Genomic DNA, 22,516 nt, shown 5'->3' on the forward strand with positions numbered 1-22,516 from the left:
TTGCTCAATCAACATAATCAAAACTTGCCAGAAAATCAACTACTTTTTGACGCTCTGGCACACTGAATTTATTCTCCTGATTTTTTCCACCTCGCCCACCAAAATTCGGGTGAGACTGCACGGTCAAACTTTCCTGCCCAGAACTAATTAAAATAGTTTGGGTAGGCGATTGAAAAAACTTGGTCTCCCGAGCTAAATTTAGTGTTATTTGCAGCATTTCCTTCGCTTCACTTAAATTATCTATCGCTGCATTCAATCCTTTATACAACTGTACAATTCGGTTTTTATTCAAATTTTGACTGGCGATATTTTTGCTAACAGCCACAATATTTTTCTGAGTTTCTAAAGCATCATTAAAAGGTAAGATTGCTAAAAAAGCGACTGGCAATAAATGCTCGTCGCTCTCAAATCTAAAAGTTATATTTGTCCGGCGGTAGCCTACTTCAATATTGGGAGGAAAGCTCATTGCCCGGTAATGCCGAGCTATTTCGCTATACGCTGTTGCTAAAGTGATGTTTGCTGAGTAATCTAAAACTGCATCAACCACAATTCGCACTAATCCCGGCGTGTGATTTAAAAATTTTCTCGCTTCAGACGGCGAATTAAATTGTTGAATCGCAGAGCAATCGCCCGCAGGGCTGATGTCAACCCACTCGCAACTAATATTATCGACTATGATGCCAAACCGGGGAACCAAATACAGTTTTGCCCCAGTTAAAGTTGCCCCCGTCAAATCTGCCCCCACCCAATCAGCGTTAATCAAATTAGTTTCTGTCAAATCTGCGTGAACCAAATTAGTATTTGCTAAATTAGTATTTCTTAAATCCGCTCCGTTGAGGTTAGCTCCGCTCAATTTAGCATCGCTCAAATCTGCGTCTTTGAGGTTAGCTCCGCTCAAATCAGCCCATTTGAGGTTAGCTCCGCTCAAATTGGCACCGCTGAGATTCACCCCCTGCAAACAAGCTTGTCTCAGATCCGCATCGATTAAATTCACGCCATTAAGTTCTGCTTTTGTCAAATCCGCACCGTGCAAGTTAGCTCCTTGAAAGTTAGCCGATGAAGCCGAAGCACCTCTGAGATTTGCACCGGAAAGATTAGCACCGCACAGGTTAGCTTCTATCAGTTTGACCTCTCTTAAATCGGCTTCCGTCAGATTAGCGCGACTGAAGTTAGTTTGGCTGAGTTGGCAGCGGACTAATTCGCCTCTAATCAGCGATGCTCCGATTAATTGAGCCGCAGTTAAATCGGCTCTCACTAAGTTGGCTACGTTGAGATTAGCCCCGTTTAAGATTGCCCGCGAGAGATTGGTGCTGCTGAGTCTAGCCACATTGAGGTTAGCATCGCTCAAGTCAGCATCGCTCAAGTTAGCGCCGCTGATGTTGGTGATAAATAAGCTAGCCCGCCTTAAAATTGATTGGCTGAGGTTGATGCGGCTGAGATTAGCTTCATTCAGATTGATTCCTGTGAAATCTCTGTCGCCTTCTGTGTATCTTTTGACGAGTTCAAATCGTTTGAGAAGTTCTTCAGATTCCATGTTTTTTACCTGAATGAAATGCCGATCGGCTAACTTATTTTGGGCGTAAATCTAAATTATCTCCACTTAATTTATATAGCAAACCCAAGGTTATTAAATTTTTAATTGCTGAAATTATTGCCAACAATTGCATTTACATTTTTCTTGATTCCTTCTTCCTGATTCCGACGGACTTACATCCGTTACATCCCGTACATTGCTCGTTGCCGAACTTCCTTATTCCTGATTCCGACGGACTTACATCCGTTACATCCGTTACATCCCGTACATTGCTCGTTGCCGAACTTCCTTCCTTCGGCTATATTTACTCGCCGAGCTGATAAAAGCTTTTGACAAACTCAACCACCGTATTTAGCGGAGGGGTTGTGAATCTTTGGGCTTTAATTGCAGGACTGATCGAGGTTTTGGTGACTCCAGGCAAATTTGCCAAGTTTCTGCCAAAGTCTGGGTGATAGTGAACCATCAAACTTTCGGCGCTGGAGTTAGCAAGTATAGTTTGGGTAGGCGATTGGAAAAAACTCGACATCAATTCGCGTTCGAGGCGAATCGGCTGAATTTTTAATTCCCCTATTTTTCTGATTGTTTTGGTCAGCATTACGTTCAATTGGACTACTAGATTTGAGACTCTGACTCCCTGGTTATTGCCGTTTTGGGGTTGAATCATTTTGATCAAAGTAATGAGATTTTTTTGAGTAAATGCCGCGTCGCTAAAGGGAATAATGGCAACGAAAGCTGTGGAAAATAATTGCTCGTCCCGATCTATTCTAAACGAAATGATTGTCCGCCGCGAGTTAACTTCTATGCTGGGAGGATGGCTCAAACCCGAGTATTGACGGGCAATTTGGCGGTAGGTAGCCGCGAGGGCAAAGTTAGCGTCGGGGTCTAGGGGGCGATCGACAATAATTTGAACTGTCGGCGGTGTAGCATTAAAAAACCGATGAGATTCTTGTGAGGTAAACCGCTGGATGTGGCTGCGATCGCCGTTGGGACTGAGGTCAACCCAATCGCAGGTAATATCATCTGCTTTCAGATTAAACCTCGACACCCCATAAATTTTTGCCCCCGTCAGCGCCGCCCCGGTCAAATCTGCGCCCACCCAATCAGCGTGAATCAAATTCGCTTGAGTCAAATCCGCGTGTACCAGAGTAGAGTTCAACAGGTTGACATTGCTCAAATTTGCCCCGTACAAGTTCGCCCCGCTCAATCTCGCTTCATCGAGGTCAGCGCCGGTCAAGTTGGCCCCGCTGAGGTCGGCCCACCGCAGATTGGCGCCTCGCAAGTCAGCGCCGCTGAGGTTGGCTTGAGACAGATTAGCTTGTCTGAGTTCTGAATTACAGAGGTTTACTCCTCGCAAGTCCGCCCTGCTGAGGTCGGCTCTGTGCAAGTTAGCCCGTTCCAAGTTGGCCGCTGTCAAACAAGCGCCTCTGAGGTGAGCCCCGCTGAGGTCAGTTTGCTCTAGATTGGCTTCTCTGAGGGTTGCTTCTCTCAAATCTGCTTCGCTGAGGTTCGCACCGCTCAAGTTTGCACCGCTGAGGTCGGCTCTGATCAATTCGGCTCTGATCAGTGTAGCTTCGACGAGTTGGGCTTCGCTGAGGTCGGCTCGAATCAGGTTAGCTACGTTGAGAATAGCGCCGCTGAGGTTGGCTTTGTTGAGATTAGCACCGCTGAGTCTAGCAACATTGAGTTTGGCTTTTCTCATGTTGGCGTTTGACAGATTGGTGCCGCTCATGTTGGTTAGGCTCAAGATTGCCTCGCTGAAATTAGCCCCAGCTAGATCGATCCTGCTGAGATTTGCCTCGCACAGGAGGATGGCAGTAAAGTCTCTTTCTCCTGCTGCATATTTGGCTATGAGTTCTTCGGCGTCCATGCTGTTCACTTTCCCTGATGTGTTAGCTAGAACAAAGCTTTGTTGTGCCAACCTTTAAATAGAATAAGCATTTTTTGTAACTTGATGCAATATGCTTAGACATCTATATTGTGGAAGCCTTTTATAAAATCCAAAATGCTGCTGATATTAGCTTGACCCAATTTTGTATTTTCGGCTAACTTGGCGGTGGTTGCATTGTTCGGAGCGTATTTTTTTTTGAGCTGGCGCTTGCCGAAGGCTGGGTGATGATATACGCAAATTTTTTGATCGCTGGAATTAATTAAGATCATCTGTGTAGGAATTTGAAAAAAATTGATGCTTTCGCCGATTCTTGGAAAAGAACTTGAAATTTTAATTTGGTCTACTTTGCTGATAGCTTGGTTGAGATCTTTGCTGGATAATTGGACGTGTTTGGATTCTTTAACGTTAAGTTTGCCTGCGTCGTGGGATTGAATCATTTTCATCAAAGCTATCAGGTTTTTTTGAGTTGTGGCGGCGTCGTTAAAAGGAATGATGGCAACGTAAGCGGTGGCAAATAATTTATCGTCGCTGTCCATTTTAAAGGCGAGTACGGTGCGCCTGGAGCTGACTTCGATGGTGGGCGGCTGACTTAAAGTCGGGTATTGTTGGGCAATTTGGTAATAAGTTGCAGCTAGGGCAAAATGAGCGCCTTGGTCTAGGGGCGAGTCAATTACAATCCGAACTGTGGGTAAGGTTTCGTGAAAAAATTCGTTGGTTCCTCCCGAGTTTAACCAATAAATTTGGCTGTGGTCGCCGTTGGGGCTTAGATCTACCCATTTGCAGGTCATGCCTTCGGTTTTGATACCCAGCCGCGAAGCTGCGTGGAGTTTGGCTCCGGTTAAGGTGGCTCCGGTTAAGTCGGCTCCAATCCAGTCGGCGCGGATCAGATAGGCGTTTGACAGGTCGGCGTGAACTAAACTTGCATTGAGTAAGTTGGCGTGGCAGAGGTCGGCTCTGCTGAGGTCGGCTCCGCTCAATTTGGCTTCGCTCAAATCTGCCCAGCGCAGGTTGCAGCCGCTGAGGATGGCCCAGCGCAAATTGACTCCGCTGAGGTCGGCTCCGCTGAGTATGGCTTGAGTGAGATTGGCTTGTCGGAGTTCCGTCCCTCGCAAGTCGGCGCTGCTGAGGTCGGCTCGACTGAGGTCGGCACCTTGCAGGTTGGCTTGTTCGAGGTTGGCTTCTGTCAAGTACGCGCCGCTTAGGTGAGCGCCTCGGAGGTTGGCTCCGCTGAGGTTGGCTCCTCGCAGGGTGGCTTCGGTGAGGGTGGCTCCGCTGAGGTTGGCTCCGCTGAGGTTGGCTCCGCTGAGTTCGGCTCGAATTAGCTCGGCTCTGATCAGTTTGGCTCCTGTGAGGTTGGCTCTTTTGAGGTCAACTCGCACTAGGTAGGCGACGTTGAGGTCGGCGTCGGTGAGGTTTGCACCGCCGAGATGGGCGCCACTGAGTCTGGCGATGTTGAGTTTGGCACCGGTCAGGTCGGTTTTGCTGAGGTTGGCTCCGCTGAGGTTTGCTACACTCAGATTCGCACCCTTGAGGTTGGCTCCGCTCAAGTTGACGCCGCTGAGGTTGGCCTCAGTTAGGTTGATTCCGGCAAAGTTTCTTTCTCCGGCGGCATATTTTTTCAGGAGTTCCTCGACTGTCATGGGGGCGGCACCGTATCATTTATCCCCATTTTATTGCTATGAATATCGGTATTGTAGGACTTGGTTTAATTGGTGGCTCGATCGCTCTGGATTTGCGATCGCGCGGGTTTGATGTTTTTGGGGTTTCGAGTCGCCAGCAGACTTGCGATCGCGCGCAAGAAAGCGGTGTTGTCTCTGAAGCCAGCATACACCTGTCTCTGATGGCAAGAGCCGATTTGGTTTTTATTTGCACGCCGTTAGGAGCGATCGAGTCGATCGTCCGAGAGTTGGTGCCCTATCTTTCCCCTGATACTATTCTAACCGATGTCGGTTCCGTAAAAACACCCATAGTACAAGCTGTGTCTTCTCTGTGGCCGAATTTTGTGGGGGGACATCCGATGGCGGGGACTGCACAAAACGGCATTGAGGCGGCGGTAAGGGATTTGTTTGTGGGGCGGCCTTATGTCGTGACTCCGACTCCCCAGACTCCGCTGCACTCTGTGGAGAAGGTGGAGGAAATTGCGCGGTTGTTGGGCGCTAAAGTTTATCGGTGCGGAGCACAGGAGCACGATCGAGCTGTGGCTTGGATTTCTCATTTGCCGCTGATGACTAGCGCGACTCTGGTTGCTGCCTGCGCTGTTGAGGGCGATCGGGATATTGTTAATTTAGCCCAACATTTGGCGAGTTCGGGTTTTCGGGACACGAGTCGCGTAGGGGGCGGCAACCCGGAGTTGGGAGTGATGGTGGCGAAATACAATCGAGAGGAATTGCTGCGATCGCTCTCTATTTACCGCGACAGTCTCGACGAGTTTATCAACGATATCGCATCCGAAAATTGGCAAGCTCTCGAACATAAGCTAAAGCATACTCAAAAAGCCAGAAATAATTATAACTTGTGAGCCAAAAATTGCTTAAAACTGCCCCCATCTCGATTATGATTTGTGGACGCCTCTATATTGAGTTTTAATGTACACCTATTCTCGACTCAAGCGGGTTTTACTGGGTGAATCTTTGCCCACCAGCGCATCTGTTCACGAACGTCTGAGCAACGCTACAGGACTTGCTGTTCTTGCTTCCGATGCACTGTCGTCTGTTGCCTACGCTACTCAAGAAACTCTGCTGGTACTCTTACTAGCGGGGAGCAGCAGTTTGAGTTGGTCGTTACCTATTTCGGGCATTATTGTTTTACTGCTGGCGATCGTGGCCCTGTCTTACCGGCAGACGATTAAAGCTTATCCAAAGGGCGGCGGCGCTTACATTGTAGCGCGAGAAAATTTGGGTACTTATCCGGGTTTGATCGCAGCAGCTTCCCTGATGATTGACTACATACTCACAGTTACGGTGAGTATTTCTGCTGGTGTGGCAGCCTTGACTTCAGCGGTTCCCTCGCTGCTGCCCTATACGGTGGAAATATGCTTAGTTTGTATTGTCTTAATCATGTTTGCCAATCTCAGGGGCTTGCGGGAATCTGGCAAAATATTTATGGTTCCCACCTATGCGTTTATCGTGGGTATTTTTGTCTTGATTGGCTGCGGTTTATTCCAACAGGCAACAGGTCATGTTTTGCCGGCATTAGAAAATATTCCAGCTAAAGAACCTTTGGGATTGTTTCTGATCGCGCGCGCCTTTGCTGCTGGCTGTACGGCGCTGACTGGAGTTGAAGCGATATCGGACGGTGTGTTGGCTTTTAAACCTCCTGAATGGAAGAATGCGCGCCTAACTTTAACTTATTTGGGCGTAATTCTGGGGGTAATGTTTTTAGGAATTAGTTACTTGGCTCGTATTTATCAAGTGATTCCTCAAGAAAATGAAACCCTGCTTTCTTTGTTGGGAAAAGATATTTTTGGAGTAGGCATATTTTATTACTATTTGCAGGTTGCAACTCTGTTAATTTTGCTGTTGGCGGCGAATACGAGTTATGCGGATTTTCCGCGACTGTGTTATTTTTTGGCGCGGGACGGGTTTTTGCCTAGGCAGTTGTCGCTGTTGGGCGATCGGCTGGTTTATTCTAATGGCATTAATCTGCTCAGCTTCTGCGCGGCTTTGTTAATTATCATCTTCCAAGGCGATACCACTGCAATAATTCCGCTGTATGCCGTTGGAGTTTTTACTTCTTTTACTCTGTCTCAATCGGGAATGGTAATTCACTGGTTTAAGGAGCGAGGTAAAGGTTGGCAAGCTAGTGCTGTGATGAACGGTATTGGTGCAGTGGCAACCACGGGAGTTTTGGCTGTAATTGTCGCTACCAAATTCCTTTTGGGAGCTTGGGTTGTGGTAGTAACTATTCCGATCGTAGTCAGTCTATTTTTAGCTATTAACCGACACTATCGCTATGTAGCAGCTCGCTTGAGCATTCAGGGAATCGCACCTAAATCCTATCTTCGGAGACCTAAAGTTAAGGAGGTGAAACATCCGGCAGTGGTGCTAGTCGGACAGTTGCACCGGGGAACTTTGGATGCGCTGGATTACGCTCGTTTAATTGCTGATGAGGTTGTGGCGGTTCACGTAGATATTGGTTTGACAGACATAGCAAAATTGCAAGCGGCTTGGCAAGATTTGCAGTCTGACATTCCTTTGGAAATTCTGGAATCGCCTTACCGTTCTGTTGGTGAGCCTTTAACTCACTTTTTGGCTTTGTTTGAAGAGCGGCGGCCGGGAGTGTTCTTAACGCTGATTATTCCGGCGTTTGTGACGCGAAATTGGTGGGAGGGACTGCTGCACAATCAAACTGCTTTCTTTTTAAAGGCGGCTTTGCGGGCTAAAAAAAGTCTGGTGGTGACGACGGTGAGGTATTTTCTTTAAGCAATATTTAGTTAAAGATTTGCCATTTTACGCTCGTTAAACAAATGTATGGCTGCTGGGTAAGATTTGGAGAGAAGGTTTATTTAAGCTATCGCGAATTTCAATGGTATCTTTCAATCTTTGTGGCAAAAGCATCAAATCCTTTCCCCTTCTCCCCATCTGCCATAACAGGCCATTTAAGTGCTATAAATATCGGAATATTTTCCGCATCTCAAAAGGTAGAGCCAAAATTCATGCTCGTTCCATTTGATATAGACACATTAGAGTTTAATTAAAATCCGGTTCTCAGACACCTTGATTAATTTTAATAACCGAAATAAATCGCTTTGTGACAAGTTACAGCATATTCCAAGTTCGTGAAGTACCGTAGCAGCTATATTGTGTGGTACATATTATGTAGGGTGGGTCCCTGCCGGCGCAGGTTCAATGAAACTTGCAGATTGTTGATGATGGCGACGCACCTTACTTACTACAAGATGGTGTGTACCACATATACATGGAATATGGTGTATGTGTCCAGCTTTACTGAAAATAGAGTCTCGAAGCCCCCCGATTTTAAAAAAAATAAATTTTCTGATAAATTACACTTGTCTAAATATCAGTAAGTTATAATGAACCTGTGCAAATAATATGAGCAGCAAAAAAATAAATCATGAGCGAACTCGTTAGTAAGCTAAGCCAAGTTTCAATGGTGTCAGCAAATTTTGGCAATCGGTTAGCCTATAAAAAAATTCTGCTGGATTGGTTTGATTTTTTAGGTGGCAAGCCCGGCGAAGTTGTTGTTGTTGACGGCGGCAGCGATAGCGACACTCAAAAACTTTATTGGGAACTGTATCAAGATGGTTTGATTGATAAGCTGCAAATCATTCCCCCGCACCATAAAGATAATGACAAGGAGAGGTGTTTTATTCAGGAGTATACAGCCGGAGTAATTGCTAGCAATCCTTATATATTGTGGTTCAAAATTGATACGTTACCTTACAGAGAAGGTCACGAACGTTGGTTGGAGGAAGCGATCGACGATCTCGATCGAGATAACGTTTTTGCAGTGGGCGGTGCTTTTAATAGAAGCTATCCACATTTCGAGGCTAAGTCTGGATGGTACTTCAGTCAAGCCTGTACTATCAATTTTTCTTTGATGAAGCGCAGTACGTTCGTCGCAGTTATGCAAGAATTTGCGGGAGAGTATATTGCTTCTGGGTTTCAGGGAGAACATGAATTTAGCAGGTTTTTGCTTGAAATAGCATTTAGCGCATATATGGAGCGCCACAAGGTTTATACTTTATGTAAAATAGAAGACCCAACTTGGACGATATTTCATACAAATGCTCAAGACGAATATTTGCAGGAAGTGCGTAAGAAATATTTGGAGCGCCAAGATATTGAAAGTTTTATGAACCCATGCCTTTCTAAGGACATAAGTCAATTCCTTTATTATGGAAAGCCACCGATCAAAAGTGGAAGTTTGAAGAAAATGCAAATGATTTTAGGAGAAACAAAAGCTGGGAGTTATTGGCGGGAGTTTAAAAAACATTTTGATCCGTCAACAAACGATTAAAAATGCTAGCCAGCTCACTTGAATTTAAAGTTTAATTGGACAGGAATTACGCTGCATGAGTCAATAAAAAAACCGAACACTCAGAACCCCGCAACACGTAAAAGTTGTCGGGGATCTAACAGAAAAGCGTTTTAGGTTAGCTTGACATATCAAAAATGATGTGTCAGGATTGTAGTAAGTGAAAAAGTTGCCTTTCAACCTTTCTCCAAAAAGATTGCGGCTGCTGAACCAAAGTCTTTTACTAACTACAACATCTCTTCAATTTGTGGGGGTTGCATAGCAACCCGCAACAGACTATTTATGCAGCAGCCAAAAAAAATGAACCGGCTTTTGCGAGCTTTGTCTCGGCAAGGTCTGGATGTTAGTTACAGCAACAAAGTCTACTCTATTTCTCTCAAGAGTTCCCTGGAAAAATACTGGCAGGATGCTAGTGCTACAACAGCAGAAGTTTTGCTCCCAGAGGATTTTCCTGTGGAAGCAAAGGCGCTCAAACAGTTGGCAAATTTGGCGAATGTTCGACACCCTCAAGGTGGTTGCGTTTGTCGCGCCTGCGCTACTCCAGATTTCCATCCGGGGGATGCGGGAGTGGCAATTGGCTCGATCGCCCAAACAGCAGGAATGGTGATTCCGGCGGCTGTCGGTTCCGATATCAACTGTGGGATGCGCTTGCACGTTGCGGATTTGTCGATCGAACAATTCCTCAGTCAGCGCGATCGCTTTGTAGAATTGCTCAAAGGCGATTACTTTTTCGGTACTCGCGATGTCAGCATGACTGCAAAAACTGCTAGCGCGATGTTCCAACACGGGATTCCCGGATGGCTGGAGGCTTTGCGGGACAAGCCAACCGGCAGCGCGGCCAATTCTGATTTCGAGCAGTTGGTGACAGAGTGCAATCGCACTTTCCTCGGCGGTTCCATGAATGGCGATGTCAAATGGGCTCCCGAAGAATTAGTCCCAAATGACGGCTTAGTCAGGGATGGCGGCTTAGGTACTATCGGCGGTGGCAATCACTTTGTGGAAATTCAAGTGGTTGAGGAAGTTGTGGACAAGGCTACGGCTTATACTTGGGGTGTGCGATCGGGACAAATCGCTTTCATGATTCACTCCGGTTCGCGGAATGTCGGTAAATATATTGGCGGAATGTGGCGCGATCGAGCTTGCGAAGCCTGGCCAAAAACTTTGAAACATCCAGAATCCGGGCTGTTTCCGCTGTCTGTCGCAGCAAATCCCGAACTTGTGAGCAGCTACCTGCAAGCGGAAGCAACAGCCGCTAACTACGGTTTTATCAACCGCTTGCTGCTAGCAGAACTTCTGCGCTTGCGTTTGCGACAAGTTTTCGGCGATGTCGAAGCTCCCTTAGTATACGATTTGCCTCACAATATTACTTTAGCTGAAGGTGCCGGCTGGGTGACTCGCAAAGGCGCTTGTCCCGCACCTGATGGTCAGCCTGTAATTGTACCGGGTTCGATGGGCGCGCCCTCTTATTTGCTGGTTGGGAAGGGGAACGATCGATTTTTGCGATCGGCCTCTCACGGTGCTGGCAGAGCGCGATCGCGCTTCGATATGAGTCGCAAAGGTGTTGACAAAACTGACTCCGCTTTGGGATTAAGCGACGTAGATTGCATTACCTTGCGCGAAGAACGCAGAATCGAAGAAGCACCGGCCGCTTACAAGCCAATTCAACCAGTAATTGACGCTCAAGTTGAGGCGCAAATAGTTGGTGTAGTCGCTAAAATGAAGCCCGTGTTAACATTTAAAGCGTAGCCTGGGGCTATTTTTCCATTCTCAATAACTGTGTCTAAAGCAGGCTAAAAGCCCGTTCTAAAAGACAATTTTTTAGTTGTGGAACGGGCATCTTGCCGAGTCGGAACAGGCTAAAAGCCCGTTCTCAAAGACAATTTCTTAGTTGTGGAACGGGCATCTTGCCCGTTTCTCAAACTGTGAGAATAAGTGAAAATCTAAAAATTACCCAATTACCCCCAATCCTCAATTGTCACCAGATCAATCAAAACCTGTCCATCCCCTGAAGCGGCTGCTGAAGTACGGCCACCGCTACCGCATCAAAACTTGGCTGGCAAGTATTTGCTCGCTGCTGAATAAATTCTTTGATTTAGCGCCGCCAGCATTAATCGGTATTGCCGTTGATGTAGTGGTGAAACAACAAGATTCTATCCTCGCTCAGTGGGGCATCAAAGATGTTTTTTGGCAACTGGCAATTATCACTCTTTTGAGCGCGATTGTTTGGACGTTGGAATCTGTTTTTGAATATGCCTATGATTATTTGTGGCGCAATTTGGCTCAGGATATCGAACACGATTTGCGCCTGGAAGCTTACAGCCATTTGCAGGAATTAGAATTAGCTTATTTTGAAGAACGCAGCACGGGCGGTTTGATTTCTATTCTCAACGATGATATCAATCAACTCGAACGTTTTTTGGACGACGGCGCTAATGAGGTGATTCAGGTAATTACAACCGTTGTCGTAATCGGCGCGGCTTTTTTTGCTGCGTCTCCTGGTGTTGCTGGGCTGTCAATGCTGCCGATACCTTTTATTATTTGGGGTTCGATCGCCTTTCAAAATCGCCTCGCTCCTCGCTATGCTGATGTGCGGGAAAAGGTGAGTTTTCTAAACGGGCAACTGTCGAATAATTTGATGGGAATTACTACTATTAAAAGTTTTACTTCCGAAGATTATGAAACTCAGCGCATCGAAACACAAAGCCAAGCTTACCGCCAAAGCAATCAACGGGCGATCGCACTTTCGGCTGCTTTTATTCCGCTGATTCGGGTGGTGATTTTCTTGGGGTTTATTGCAACGCTGTTTCTGGGTGGTTTGCAGGTTGTGGCGGGCCAGTTGTCTGTGGGAACTTACAGCGTTTTAGTGTTTTTAACCCAGCGTTTGCTGTGGCCGCTGACTCGCCTGGGAGATACTCTGGATCAATACCAGCGCGCAATGGCTTCTACTAATCGAGTGATGAATTTGTTGGATACGCCGATCGCCATTCGCACGGGCGATATTCGGTTGCCGGTTAGTTCGATTAAGGGCGATATAGAATTTAAAAATGTTACCTTTTCTTACAATCAAAGAAAGCCGATTTTGCAGTATTTTTCCCTGACTCTGCCGGCGGGTAAAACTACTGCGATTGTGGGCGCAACTGGTTCGGGAAAAAGTACCTTGGTGAAATTGATTTTGAGGCTGTACGAGGTACAGTACGGTCAGATTTATCTCGACGGTATAGAATTAAATAACCTGAATTTGAAAGATTTGCGGAGAGCGATCGGATTGGTGAGTCAAGATGTGTTTTTGTTTCACGGTACGGTGGCAGAAAATATTGCTTACGGCAGTTTTGAGGCAACAGATCGAGAGATAGTAAATGCTGCTAAAATTGCGGAAGCTCACGAGTTTATCGCGCAATTGCCGGACGGTTACAAAACTATTGTAGGGGAACGCGGTCAAAAATTGTCGGGGGGACAGCGACAGCGCATTGCTATTGCGAGGGCTGTTTTGAAAAATCCGCCGATTTTGATTCTTGATGAAGCTACTTCAGCGGTGGATAACGAGACGGAGGCGGCAATTCAGCGATCGCTCGAACGAATTACCAAGAATCGCACTACAATTGCGATCGCCCACCGTCTTTCTACAGTCCGCAATGCCGATTGCATTTGTGTCATGGAAGAGGGGCTAGTGGTAGAATCGGGGCAGCACGAACAACTTATCGAACATGACGGAGTTTATGCGTCGCTCTGGCGCGTGCAATCTGGTATAAGATAGAAACGCAGCGGTTTTGGGCATTGGCCAAACAGGTCATTGGGCATTGGTCATTGGTAATTAGTTATTCACACTCTTCTAATAACAAATCACCAATAACAAATAACCAATAACAAGTAACCAATAACAAATAACCGTAAGATATTAGTTTCTACAAGCAAAGAGAGAAAATGTTTTTATTTGATAGCCCCCAGTCCAAACCCAATCCCAATAGCTGGCGCAGCAAGTTGGATACATTTGTCAAAGATAACAAACAAGAATTGGCTGCTTTGGCTTGGGGGCTATTTTTGGAGAGAGGCGAAGAAAGTGAGGATGTTTTGGGCATTGATGTTGTAGAAAATCCGCGTTTCGTGTATTGTAAAAAAGAGGCGATCGAGGAGTTGAACCGCCAAGTCAAAAATCATATTCAGGAAATTTTAGGAATTTTAAAAGCTCACAAACCTGAAAAAGAAGTGGCAATTGTGGCGATCGGTGAAGGTGAAATCAAGCTAATTTTATTTGAACCTAAGCCTGAACCTCCTGTTTGTTTTGAGCAAGCAGCGACTGATGTCGATACATTGTTGGCTAAGCTGGAACAGCAGATGCTTGAATATATGAAATAATCCAAAAAATACAGCCCTGCCTACTTGCCGGGGCAGGCACGGGGGGCACTCCCTCTGCTTCGCCCAGGCCTACTTGTACAGATGATTTAGGCTGGCTATACACCTTTCTTTTTTTTAGGAGATGCTTTTTTACCTGATTTTGTTTGAGGGCGATCGGGTTCTTTTACAGCATATTTAAACAGAAAATCATCAGGCTTTACTAACGCCGAGCCTGGAATACCCAAACGGCGGAACTCTGACCAAATCTGTTCGTTTAATAACTTCAAAGCTTGGCGGCGATCTAAGGATGCGATCGCACCCATTACTTGACACAAATTCGATCGCAATAGCTCTATATTAGAGTCATCCACAGAAAATTGACTCACCATTGAAATCCCTGTTGCCAAATAAGCTGAATCCGGCGATATTTTTTTCGATCTTAATCCCTGACAAACCAGCTTTAGCCACACCGGATAAAGTTCTAACCAATTAGCGCGTTGCAATTCATTTAATGCCATTTCCTCCATTCCCAACGCCCCCCAAGTACAAAGCGATGTTTCAGCTAAATTAGCATCCCGATTTTGCACCGCAGACTCCCATAATTTGCCCGCATAATCCTTAAACCGAACCGCCAGAAAATCATAGGCTTCCTCAACTTTATCAGTAGCCGTAACCTGATAAACCGTCTCGCCGCGCGGTAACTTATCGCCCCGATAAGATAGCCAATTGTGAGAACCGCACAAATGTATTTTTCGATCGACTACAACTTCCTTCGCATGAGAATTTCCCAGCCAAAATACCTGCACTGCTGACAAACCTTCCCGCGTTTTAATTTCTCTCAGCTTTTGCTCGACTTGCGGCGGAATCGGTCGGGTTTCATCCTGCTGTCGCCGGGAAATACCGTGACCAATTAAAATCCAAACTCCCCGATTAGCCAAATTTTGAAGTAATTGAATAAACTCATTATCTACCACTTCCTTGCTCACCCAAGGAGAATAAATTAAGACTTGATAATTCCCCTTCCTCAATGTTTCTAAAAAAGACTGCCGAATTTGACTGTCACGCAGTAAAATTACTTGGTCTTTTTCCTGACTTCCCTTTGATGCAGCTTGCGTCTCTGTTTCCCTCAATCCTTTAACATTTTCAATCGCCTGCTGTTCTATTTTCTGAAGTCTGGCTTCAACTTCTTTATTTCGCCGATTCAGGAGTTCTTCCCGTTCCGCAGCAATAGTTTCATCGCTCAAATGCAGCAAGGTTTGCAAAGAAAGTTTACCTTCAGTTTGCAGAATGTCAAGCAGATCGGAAGCATAGTGTAAAATTTGCTTTCCTCGTCTTACTTGCAGTTTAACCGCATCTTCAAGGGCATCAAAAATTACAAAAATTGCCACAGATTGCCAGATAGCTTGACTCTCCTGGGTAAAAGAAGCAGCAGTAATCATTTTACCATCTTCAGGAACGTGTAAGCCTAAACTAGAAGCCTGAATAATTCGTTGGAGTTCCTCAAGTCCTAACTCAGATATTTCTTGACACCGATTTTCGATGGTAATCAAATCTTCAAAAATTGGTAGCTCGATTTGTACTTCTTCTAAAGGGGAAGATAGAAAAAATAGATTTCCCTGCAAGGGGTCGGAAATCGCATAAATCTGCTTCGTTTGCGGCGGTTGCGGTACAGAACCTTCTAAGTAAAATTGTCTCCCTTGAGAAGTTAGAATAATTTGGGAATCCGGTGTCCAAGCTAAAGTTTCTAAACTCCGCAGCGTCGTAGCAGTATTTTGCACGAATACAGGGTCGAGTCCCAAAGCTTGTGCTAATTCATTTTCAGTTGGTGTCAATTCCATCTCCATCCCAGCGCGGAGAATAAACTCTTCAAGAATGTTAAATTTGCGGGGTTCGCTAATAGTAACTTCTACTGATATTTGCTCTAAACAACAGCGAAATTGTCGGGCAGCTAGCACTGATATGCCAGCCGGACTTTGCTTTTCAATTTGTTTGACAAATTCCTGTAATTGGGGGTTAATTGGTTTAGGGGAGGATACTAAAAACATCTTGATTTATAAAGCTTTAGTGAATTGCGGATTTTAAGGCAATACGGTTCAGATAAGACCGATCCCCCCGGCGCCTTGAGGGCGGGCACGGGGGCACCGCCCCTACAAAGGGGGGAACAAGAAGGTGCTGCGAAGTCCCCCGACTATCCGGGGGATTTAGGGGGATCTCCGGGGAATTAACAGTGTTAACCCAAGCGTATTGGATTTTAAGGAATAAGTATTTCAGTCGCTAAAGGTTGATTTTCCTCGGCAATTCTGAATTTGCTACCAATTTTAGCCCAAGATGCTAGAAACATCAATCATTCCTCCATTGCGGCGTACAATATTTGCTACTTCGGAATACATACCTCCGACTTTGCCTTTGTGCTTGGTAAATAGTGAATGGCATCCCACAATTATTAGCAATTCCTGAGCGCGGGAAAAGGCAACGTTTACCCGTTCTGGCTTTTTCGCAAAACCAATATCTCCATCGGAATTGTTCCTCACCATGCTGACAATAATAATCGGGCGTTCCATGCCCTGAAATCGGTCAACAGTACCCGTTCTAATGGAAAGTGAGGGGAATTTGCGATCGCCGAGCATTTCTTCAATGCGCCTCAATTGAGCGCCGTAAAAAGTAATGATGCCAATTTCTTTTTTCGGTTGTCCTTCGGCAACTTTCAGGCTCCAAACGTCCTCCATTTGCTCGCAGAGAATGTCGATCGCTTCGACTTCTTTAAGATTATATCTTGATGTGCCTTCTAGCTGCTCTGCAAAACTCGGTTCTTGCGGCATTTTCACCCAAATTAGGTGATGTTGTTCTCGGATAATGTCGCCAGCTAAATTGTGCGATCGCACTTTTTCAGGCTCCACAATCCCACAACGCAAGCTATGGTCGTAAAATTGATTAATTGCTCCCATAATGTAGGGGTGCATCCGATACTGAACAGTCAGCCGCCGCTTGATGCTTTCTGGCGCAGCTTCAAATTGTTTCTTAAATAGAGATTCTTCCAAAAAGCTGATATCTTCGGGTTCGCTTCCCATTTCGGTGGCAATTTCTTCTAAACTCTTTTCATGTAGCATTGGCGGTAACTGGCGGTAGTCGCCAATTAATATTAATTTTTTGCCTTTGAGTGCAGGAATCAAAATTTCGGGAGGCGTGCATTTGCTCACTTCGTCAATGATGACTGCATCAAAATTGGTAAATTCTTTGAAGCCGTACCCCGCTACTTGGCTGCAAGTAATGCCGATGACGTTGGCATTGTCGATGTAAACTTGCCTCAATTCGCCCCGATCTTGTTCCGAGGGGCTGCGGAGTTTGGCGATCCAATCTTGAGTTAGTTTTTCATAGCCTTTGAGGTGGGATTCTGCTCGATCGCGTTGTTGGTGCCAAGCATCGAATTGTGTTTTGATTTCGTGCAAGAAGTTGAGATCGTATAAGCCGCTGTCGGGAATTGGTGGCTTTAGGCGATCGGGGATACTTTGCCACGCTGACTCCCACCATTTTCGTTCGGAAATTAAAGTAGGTGGTAGTTGCTGTTGTTGTTGGAGTTGTTGCAGTTCAAGATCCATTTTCTGAACCAGATTTTGACATTCTCGAAGTTGATTGAAAGCTTGACTAGCTGCTTTTTGCAAGCTGGCTTGAATGGTTGTTATAGCCTCTTCTATTACTAGCAGTCCCAATAATGGATCGAGGGAGGAAATTAATTGTTCAAACTGACTTATCCGATCTTCCCACAACTTCGCTCGCTGCGTAAATTCTGATACAGGTGTGTTAGCGATCGCTTGTGAAAGAGAAGAAAAAGATTGATAGCGCATAACTAAACTGCGTAAGTTCGCTGGAATACCCGATCGCTGGCTCAATTCTGCTAAGACTTGTACCGCTTTTTGTGCCTTGGCTCGATATTCACGCTCAAGAGGCTCTAACTGCTTTTTAGCAGTTGCTATTTCCTGTTGTTGCTTAGTTGTTGCTTGTTGAGACTTGTTAAGCTGTTGTTTAAGATTCTGGAGTTGTTTTTCAGTTTCCGGTTGCTCCAGCTCCAGCCATTGAGATATGCTGGTGGCAATGCCCTCGATCGCCTCCGATGCAATCACATTTAATTCCGCATCAAAGTTGGATATTGGCACTTCATTTTGTTTGGCAATTAAACTAGCAATTTTTGACCGACACCTATCGAGGTTAGAACGCCAAGGCTGAGGTTTTGCAGGGACGATCGCCAGCAACTCCGGTGGCAATTTAATCAGATTATCTGTAAATTTACGCTTCTCTTGCACGCATTTTTTTAACTCCTCATATACGCTCTGATAAGCTGTGGATTCCCATTTTGTTAGGGCTTTCAAAACAGAGTTTTTATGATCTTGCTCTAATTCCTGTTGTTGGTTAAGCCAGTTTCGCGCAGTAGTAGAAATCCCGCCGATCGCTTCTTTTGCTACCTCGTTTAGTTGCGGTTCAAATGCAGAAATTTTCTTAGCTTCACTTTTTTTTAAATTAGCAATCTTTGATTTGCACCGATCGAGATGCGATCGCCACGGCGCGGAATTAGCCTTTACAAATGATACCACGTCCAGCGGTAATTGCATCAAATCGTCTGTAAAGACTCGATCAGTTTCTAGACATTGCTTCATCGCTGCATACACGCGATCGTAAGCGGTGGACTTCCAGCGATCTATTGCAGGTCTGACTGCAACAATTTTTAAACTTCGCTGTTCCAAAGAGTTGATATTTTTTTGTATATTTTTTTGGTTATTCAGACCTAGCTGATAATTTGTTTCCAAAAGTTGAACTGCGGCTGGCTTATCGCGGAGCGATCGTTCAGATTCTGCCGCTTCTCTGATGGATGATATCGCCTCTCTAGAATGAGACAATGACCTTTTAATCTGTGGAAGACCTTGTTCCTTTAACCAAGCTGCTAAACTAAAATGATTTAGCAGTAAATCTTGAGGAATTTGAAGTTTAATCTCTGCAGCTAGAATAGCTGCTTTTTCAACATTTTTAAAAAAACTCCCTTCAAAAATATATTCAAATTTATGGTGGCATACTTTGATAGCTGCTGTCAATAAATTACTTACTGCTACATCTTCCCAGTTAATTGAAGGTTGAGACATTAGCAATTCCAAACCAGGAAAGAGATATTCAACTATTTCGCGCTGTTTAGCTTCCGCTTCTTGATAGATACTTTCTTTGAGTCTACAAGTTTCCTCTAACTCTACCTTACGCGATCGCAACTTCTTGTGATTTTCTTGCAACTTTTCTTCCGATCGCAGGTACACATCAAACTGCTGCGATCCTGCTAACAAATTCCCGAAAAAATCTATATTTTCTCGCTGTTTTGCCAACCGCTGCTCGCAGTCATCAGCCGTATTTCTCAGCCAATTGCCAATTACTTTATCTTCCACAAATGGCAAACCTTCCTCTTCAACTCGCTCCGCGCGCCCCTTTCGCAAAGCGCGGATAACGGGACTGTGAATTAAGCGACTCAAAGCATTATCAACAGCTAAATTTGCTTGAGAAGCAATTAAAGTCCTCCCGCCCCGCAGCGCAATTTGATAGGAAATTTCAGCGATGACTGTTGTTTTTCCCGTTCCAGGTGGCCCTTGAATTAACACTAAATCGGGTGCAGACAATACAGCTTCTACTGCTGCAATTTGGTCGGCATTTGCCCCAGATAACAACAAATCTTCTGGTTTCAGTTTAACCGTTGTTTGCGGGGTTCTGGCCTGGGAAGCATCGAAGAAAAATTCGCCTACATAGGGATTCTGAGCAATTCCCTTTTGCAAATCGTCTAAAGCTTTTTTCTGCCGTTTAATTTGAGTTAAATCTCCCGCAGCCTCGAAAGACAAAAAGCCTGTTTTCGGCAATTGATAGTTTCCTTCTCCTATTTTTTCTACTAACTCAGCATCCAGTCTCACCCGGATAAATCCCTTTGCTTTGTCAACCTCTTCGATCGAACCTAACAAAATTGCCTGCCACTTGAAAAGCTGCGGGACAGATTCTCGATCGTCGGATGTGCGATCGTCTTGCTCGCGGATTTCTTCAACTCTAACTACAAGTTTTATATCCTCATTTCTCGCCTTAGCTGCTCTCGTCCAAAAGTCATCTTGTTTGAGAGCGGTTCCTGATGATTTGTCGAGTTGCGCTAAAGATGCGTTAATCTCAAAAGTAATTTTGCGGGTAGCAGAGCCGTAATTATGACCGAAAAAAGGTACGAAAAATTCTCGCGTTTTAGCAATTCGCTCTTCTATCTTTAAAAAGGCTTTCCAAGCTTTTAACTGTTCTTCGGTTGGCACGCAATCCCCGCAAAAGGGAACTGTTTTCATGCGCTCTAAAGCCGAAGTTGGGACGGGCATTCGAGACTGGCGATCGAGGTGCAGTCCCAGGGAAAAAAGAACAGAAAAACCGTCATTGTATCCCCGTTCTGGGGATACTAAACGAGCTGAAAGCAACCGCAAGTTATTATGTCTATCTTCTGTTACCAGAGCTAACAAACTTAAGGTTTTTTGCCGTTGTTTCAAAATTTCTGGTAAGTTGGCTGTTTCGATGTCTGTGGCGATCGCCAGTTCCCATTTTTCTTCGCCCGGTGATTCTCCCGGCCCTTTGCGACGGACGTAGAAAGGCCTGGGTTCGTCTCCGAGAATATCTGAAAGCAATTCGGCGGCACGATCGCGCCGATCGCTAAATTCAGGATACTTTAAGAGAGCATCTTTACCTTCTAGCTCGCGGATTAAGTTATCTGTCGCCCGATCGCCTAAAAACCGATATCCCCAATTTTCATTATTATTTCTAGGCTCTGTTGCACTTGGCAATGAAAAAATAGATAGATTATTACTGATTTGAGGGGCTGTAACAATTGCCGAAATTTCTATTAAAAATTGGTGGTTAGATGCTTGCAAAACAATGGAGCCAGATAGATTAGTTCCGGCGGGAATATCTTGGGAATTGAGGATAATATCTAGTTTTTGCAACCCGCAAGAAAGGTAAGGCTGCTGTACTTTTAACCAAGGGTGAGAGCAGGAAACTTTGCAGTCGCCGCCGAGTTGCAGTTGTTCGGTTCGCTGCAAATATCGGTTAGTTTGGATTTCCCCAAAATGGACTGCTGTGGGGATATCCCAGCTTACTCCCAGCCATTGGACGTTGGGAGCGCTTCCCAAACATCTTACTCTATCTAAAACAGGTGCGGTATGCGGTGCGGATTCGATCGCAACTTCTCCCGTATTCCCGCCGACATTCCGCTCGATGCTCAAGTTTTCCAGTTTCACTCCGGAGACTGCGATTTTCAAAACAGGTTCGTCAGCGGCAAAAATGACGGTGTTTTCTCCTTCCCCCCGCAGCGCGATCGCTTTTTCAATGGTAAATGGCCCCTTATATTCCCCTGCTGTCAAAGCGATCTCAGATCCATCTTTAACAATTGTCAATAACTCACCAAAGTTGTCGGGATCGGCGGAGAAAGTAGCCATAGATAATTGTGGGGGGCGATCGGGAAGTTGATTTTTAGGTTTCTGAAGTTAACTACAGTTTAACACTGTTTAATTACGGTTAACATACTCACCGCACTTTGGAAGCGATTCCCTACCCTACCCTACGGGAACCCCTAGGGGGAACGGGAAGTGCTAAGGAAAAAGGGATAGCTTTGCTTAACGCCGGGGTTTGCCTACGGAAAATGAAACTGTTACATAAAGATGAGAAAGCCTGCAAACCCTCTCCGGCTGTTAATCGCGCTCGATAGACCTTAATTTTTATGCCATCAAAATAACCAAGAATCAAAATAACCAACAGGCGGCGAATCGTCATGCAAAATTTGAGCTTGATCTAAATTAGCTATAGATTCCGCCAATTCTCTACCTACTCTAATATCAAGCGCCCTATCGATTAAGGAAAATGAAAATTCATGCCCATCTTGCAAATATTTTGCTCTGGAAACAATCTCGCTTTTCTCTAAACTAGGGCTGTTACTCCCAATTAAAACGCTATTAATATCCTTCCAAGGAGACACGCATACCTGAGAAAACACGCTTTGAAAAGTCTTCACCTTTTCGGCATAAAACTCATCTCTTTGCAGCAGATTTACCAGCACAACTCCGGCGCTTGACAAGTGTTTTTGGCAGAGTTGATAAAATTCTTTGGTAGCCAGCCGGTGCGAAGAGTAACCGTTGCCACAAAACACGTCGGTCATGATGATATCGTACTTAATATCGGGATTTTTCTGTTCTAGATATTCTCTCCCATCTTGGATTGTGACGCTGAGTCGGCTGTCAAACTGCACTCCAAAACACTTTGTGGCTGCTGAAATCGCGATCGGGTCTACATCAGCACATTCTATAACAGTTTCCGGCAAATAATGGTGCAGGATTAACGGAATTCTGGCACCGCCAAACCCAGCTATATAGACTTTTTGGGGTTGATTTTGCCAAACTAAACCCAACATCATCGCTTGGGTATATTCAGAAACTAAATGCAGGGGATTGTTGAGGTCGATGACAGATTGCAACAAATCTGTATGCAAATTCACTTTCTCTACCAAAGAGAATTTTATTTTATTTTTATCTTTATTAACTGTAACATAGTGAACTCCCGACTCTTGACAAAAAATAACTCCATCCGGCTGTTGTTGTACCCAAGCCAGCCGCTGTTGAATATTCGCTAAATTGAGAGTTTGCCAGTTTTTTTGTTGGTCAATCATTAATTTCAAATTTTATGGCACACAGCGGCAGTCAGAAACCGGGTTTTTGGAGAAAATTCTGCTT

The 22,516-nt window shown here is 45.1% G+C and carries 12 protein-coding genes; 6 read left to right on the top strand and 6 right to left on the bottom strand.

Annotation, left to right across the window (positions count from 1 at the left end):
• Positions 1–4: 4 nt before the first annotated feature.
• The 3 genes from QUA97_RS10310 to QUA97_RS10320 all read right to left on the bottom strand — a co-directional run bounded on the left by QUA97_RS10310 (position 5) and on the right by QUA97_RS10320 (position 5,062).
• A complete protein-coding gene (locus QUA97_RS10310) occupies positions 5–1,534 on the bottom strand; it encodes a pentapeptide repeat-containing protein (protein ID WP_333194557.1) in 1,530 nt (509 codons plus the stop codon).
• A 304-nt stretch (positions 1,535–1,838) separates the two neighbouring features.
• Complete coding sequence (locus tag QUA97_RS10315) at positions 1,839–3,401, bottom strand: pentapeptide repeat-containing protein (protein ID WP_194066223.1); 1,563 nt, start codon at positions 3,399–3,401, stop codon at positions 1,839–1,841.
• A 95-nt stretch (positions 3,402–3,496) separates the two neighbouring features.
• Positions 3,497–5,062 (bottom strand): pentapeptide repeat-containing protein, encoded by a 1,566-nt coding sequence (locus QUA97_RS10320; protein ID WP_194011133.1) that lies wholly within the window; start codon positions 5,060–5,062, stop codon positions 3,497–3,499.
• 38 nt (positions 5,063–5,100) lie between these two features.
• On the opposite strand from QUA97_RS10320, the gene QUA97_RS10325 reads away from it, so the two are divergent.
• From QUA97_RS10325 to ccmS, 6 genes are all read left to right on the top strand, one after another.
• The gene (locus QUA97_RS10325; RefSeq protein ID WP_194066225.1) at positions 5,101–5,940 is read left to right on the top strand and encodes a prephenate/arogenate dehydrogenase; all 840 of its coding nucleotides are present in this window, start codon (positions 5,101–5,103) and stop codon (positions 5,938–5,940) included.
• A 67-nt stretch (positions 5,941–6,007) separates the two neighbouring features.
• Positions 6,008–7,843 (top strand): APC family permease, encoded by a 1,836-nt coding sequence (locus QUA97_RS10330; protein ID WP_194066226.1) that lies wholly within the window; start codon positions 6,008–6,010, stop codon positions 7,841–7,843.
• A gap of 652 nt (positions 7,844–8,495) precedes the next feature.
• Positions 8,496–9,401 carry a hypothetical protein gene (locus tag QUA97_RS10335; RefSeq protein WP_194066227.1) on the top strand — a complete coding sequence of 302 codons (906 nt, stop codon included), beginning with the start codon at positions 8,496–8,498 and terminating at the stop codon, positions 9,399–9,401.
• Positions 9,402–9,701: 300 nt separating this feature from the next.
• Positions 9,702–11,165, top strand: coding sequence for an RtcB family protein (locus tag QUA97_RS10340; RefSeq protein ID WP_194066228.1), 1,464 nt, complete (start codon positions 9,702–9,704; stop codon positions 11,163–11,165).
• 208 nt (positions 11,166–11,373) lie between these two features.
• Entirely contained in the window at positions 11,374–13,173 is a 1,800-nt protein-coding gene (locus QUA97_RS10345) for an ABC transporter ATP-binding protein (protein WP_442922504.1), read from the top strand.
• 167 nt (positions 13,174–13,340) lie between these two features.
• Complete coding sequence (ccmS, locus tag QUA97_RS10350) at positions 13,341–13,772, top strand: beta-carboxysome assembly chaperone CcmS (RefSeq protein ID WP_194066230.1); 432 nt, start codon at positions 13,341–13,343, stop codon at positions 13,770–13,772.
• A 95-nt stretch (positions 13,773–13,867) separates the two neighbouring features.
• Here the strand turns inward: ccmS and QUA97_RS10355 are convergent, their stop codons facing one another.
• The 3 genes from QUA97_RS10355 to QUA97_RS10365 all read right to left on the bottom strand — a co-directional run bounded on the left by QUA97_RS10355 (position 13,868) and on the right by QUA97_RS10365 (position 22,452).
• Entirely contained in the window at positions 13,868–15,796 is a 1,929-nt protein-coding gene (locus QUA97_RS10355; RefSeq protein WP_194066231.1) for a hypothetical protein, read from the bottom strand.
• Positions 15,797–16,069: 273 nt separating this feature from the next.
• On the bottom strand, positions 16,070–21,229 hold the full coding sequence (locus QUA97_RS10360; RefSeq protein WP_333194559.1) for an AAA domain-containing protein: 5,160 nt from the start codon (positions 21,227–21,229) through the stop codon (positions 16,070–16,072).
• A gap of 287 nt (positions 21,230–21,516) precedes the next feature.
• Complete coding sequence (locus tag QUA97_RS10365; RefSeq protein ID WP_194066233.1) at positions 21,517–22,452, bottom strand: spermidine synthase; 936 nt, start codon at positions 22,450–22,452, stop codon at positions 21,517–21,519.
• Positions 22,453–22,516 lie beyond the last annotated feature (64 nt).

It is taken from the genome of Microcoleus sp. CZ3-B2, assembly GCF_036705055.1.
Classification (GTDB): domain Bacteria; phylum Cyanobacteriota; class Cyanobacteriia; order Cyanobacteriales; family Microcoleaceae; genus Microcoleus.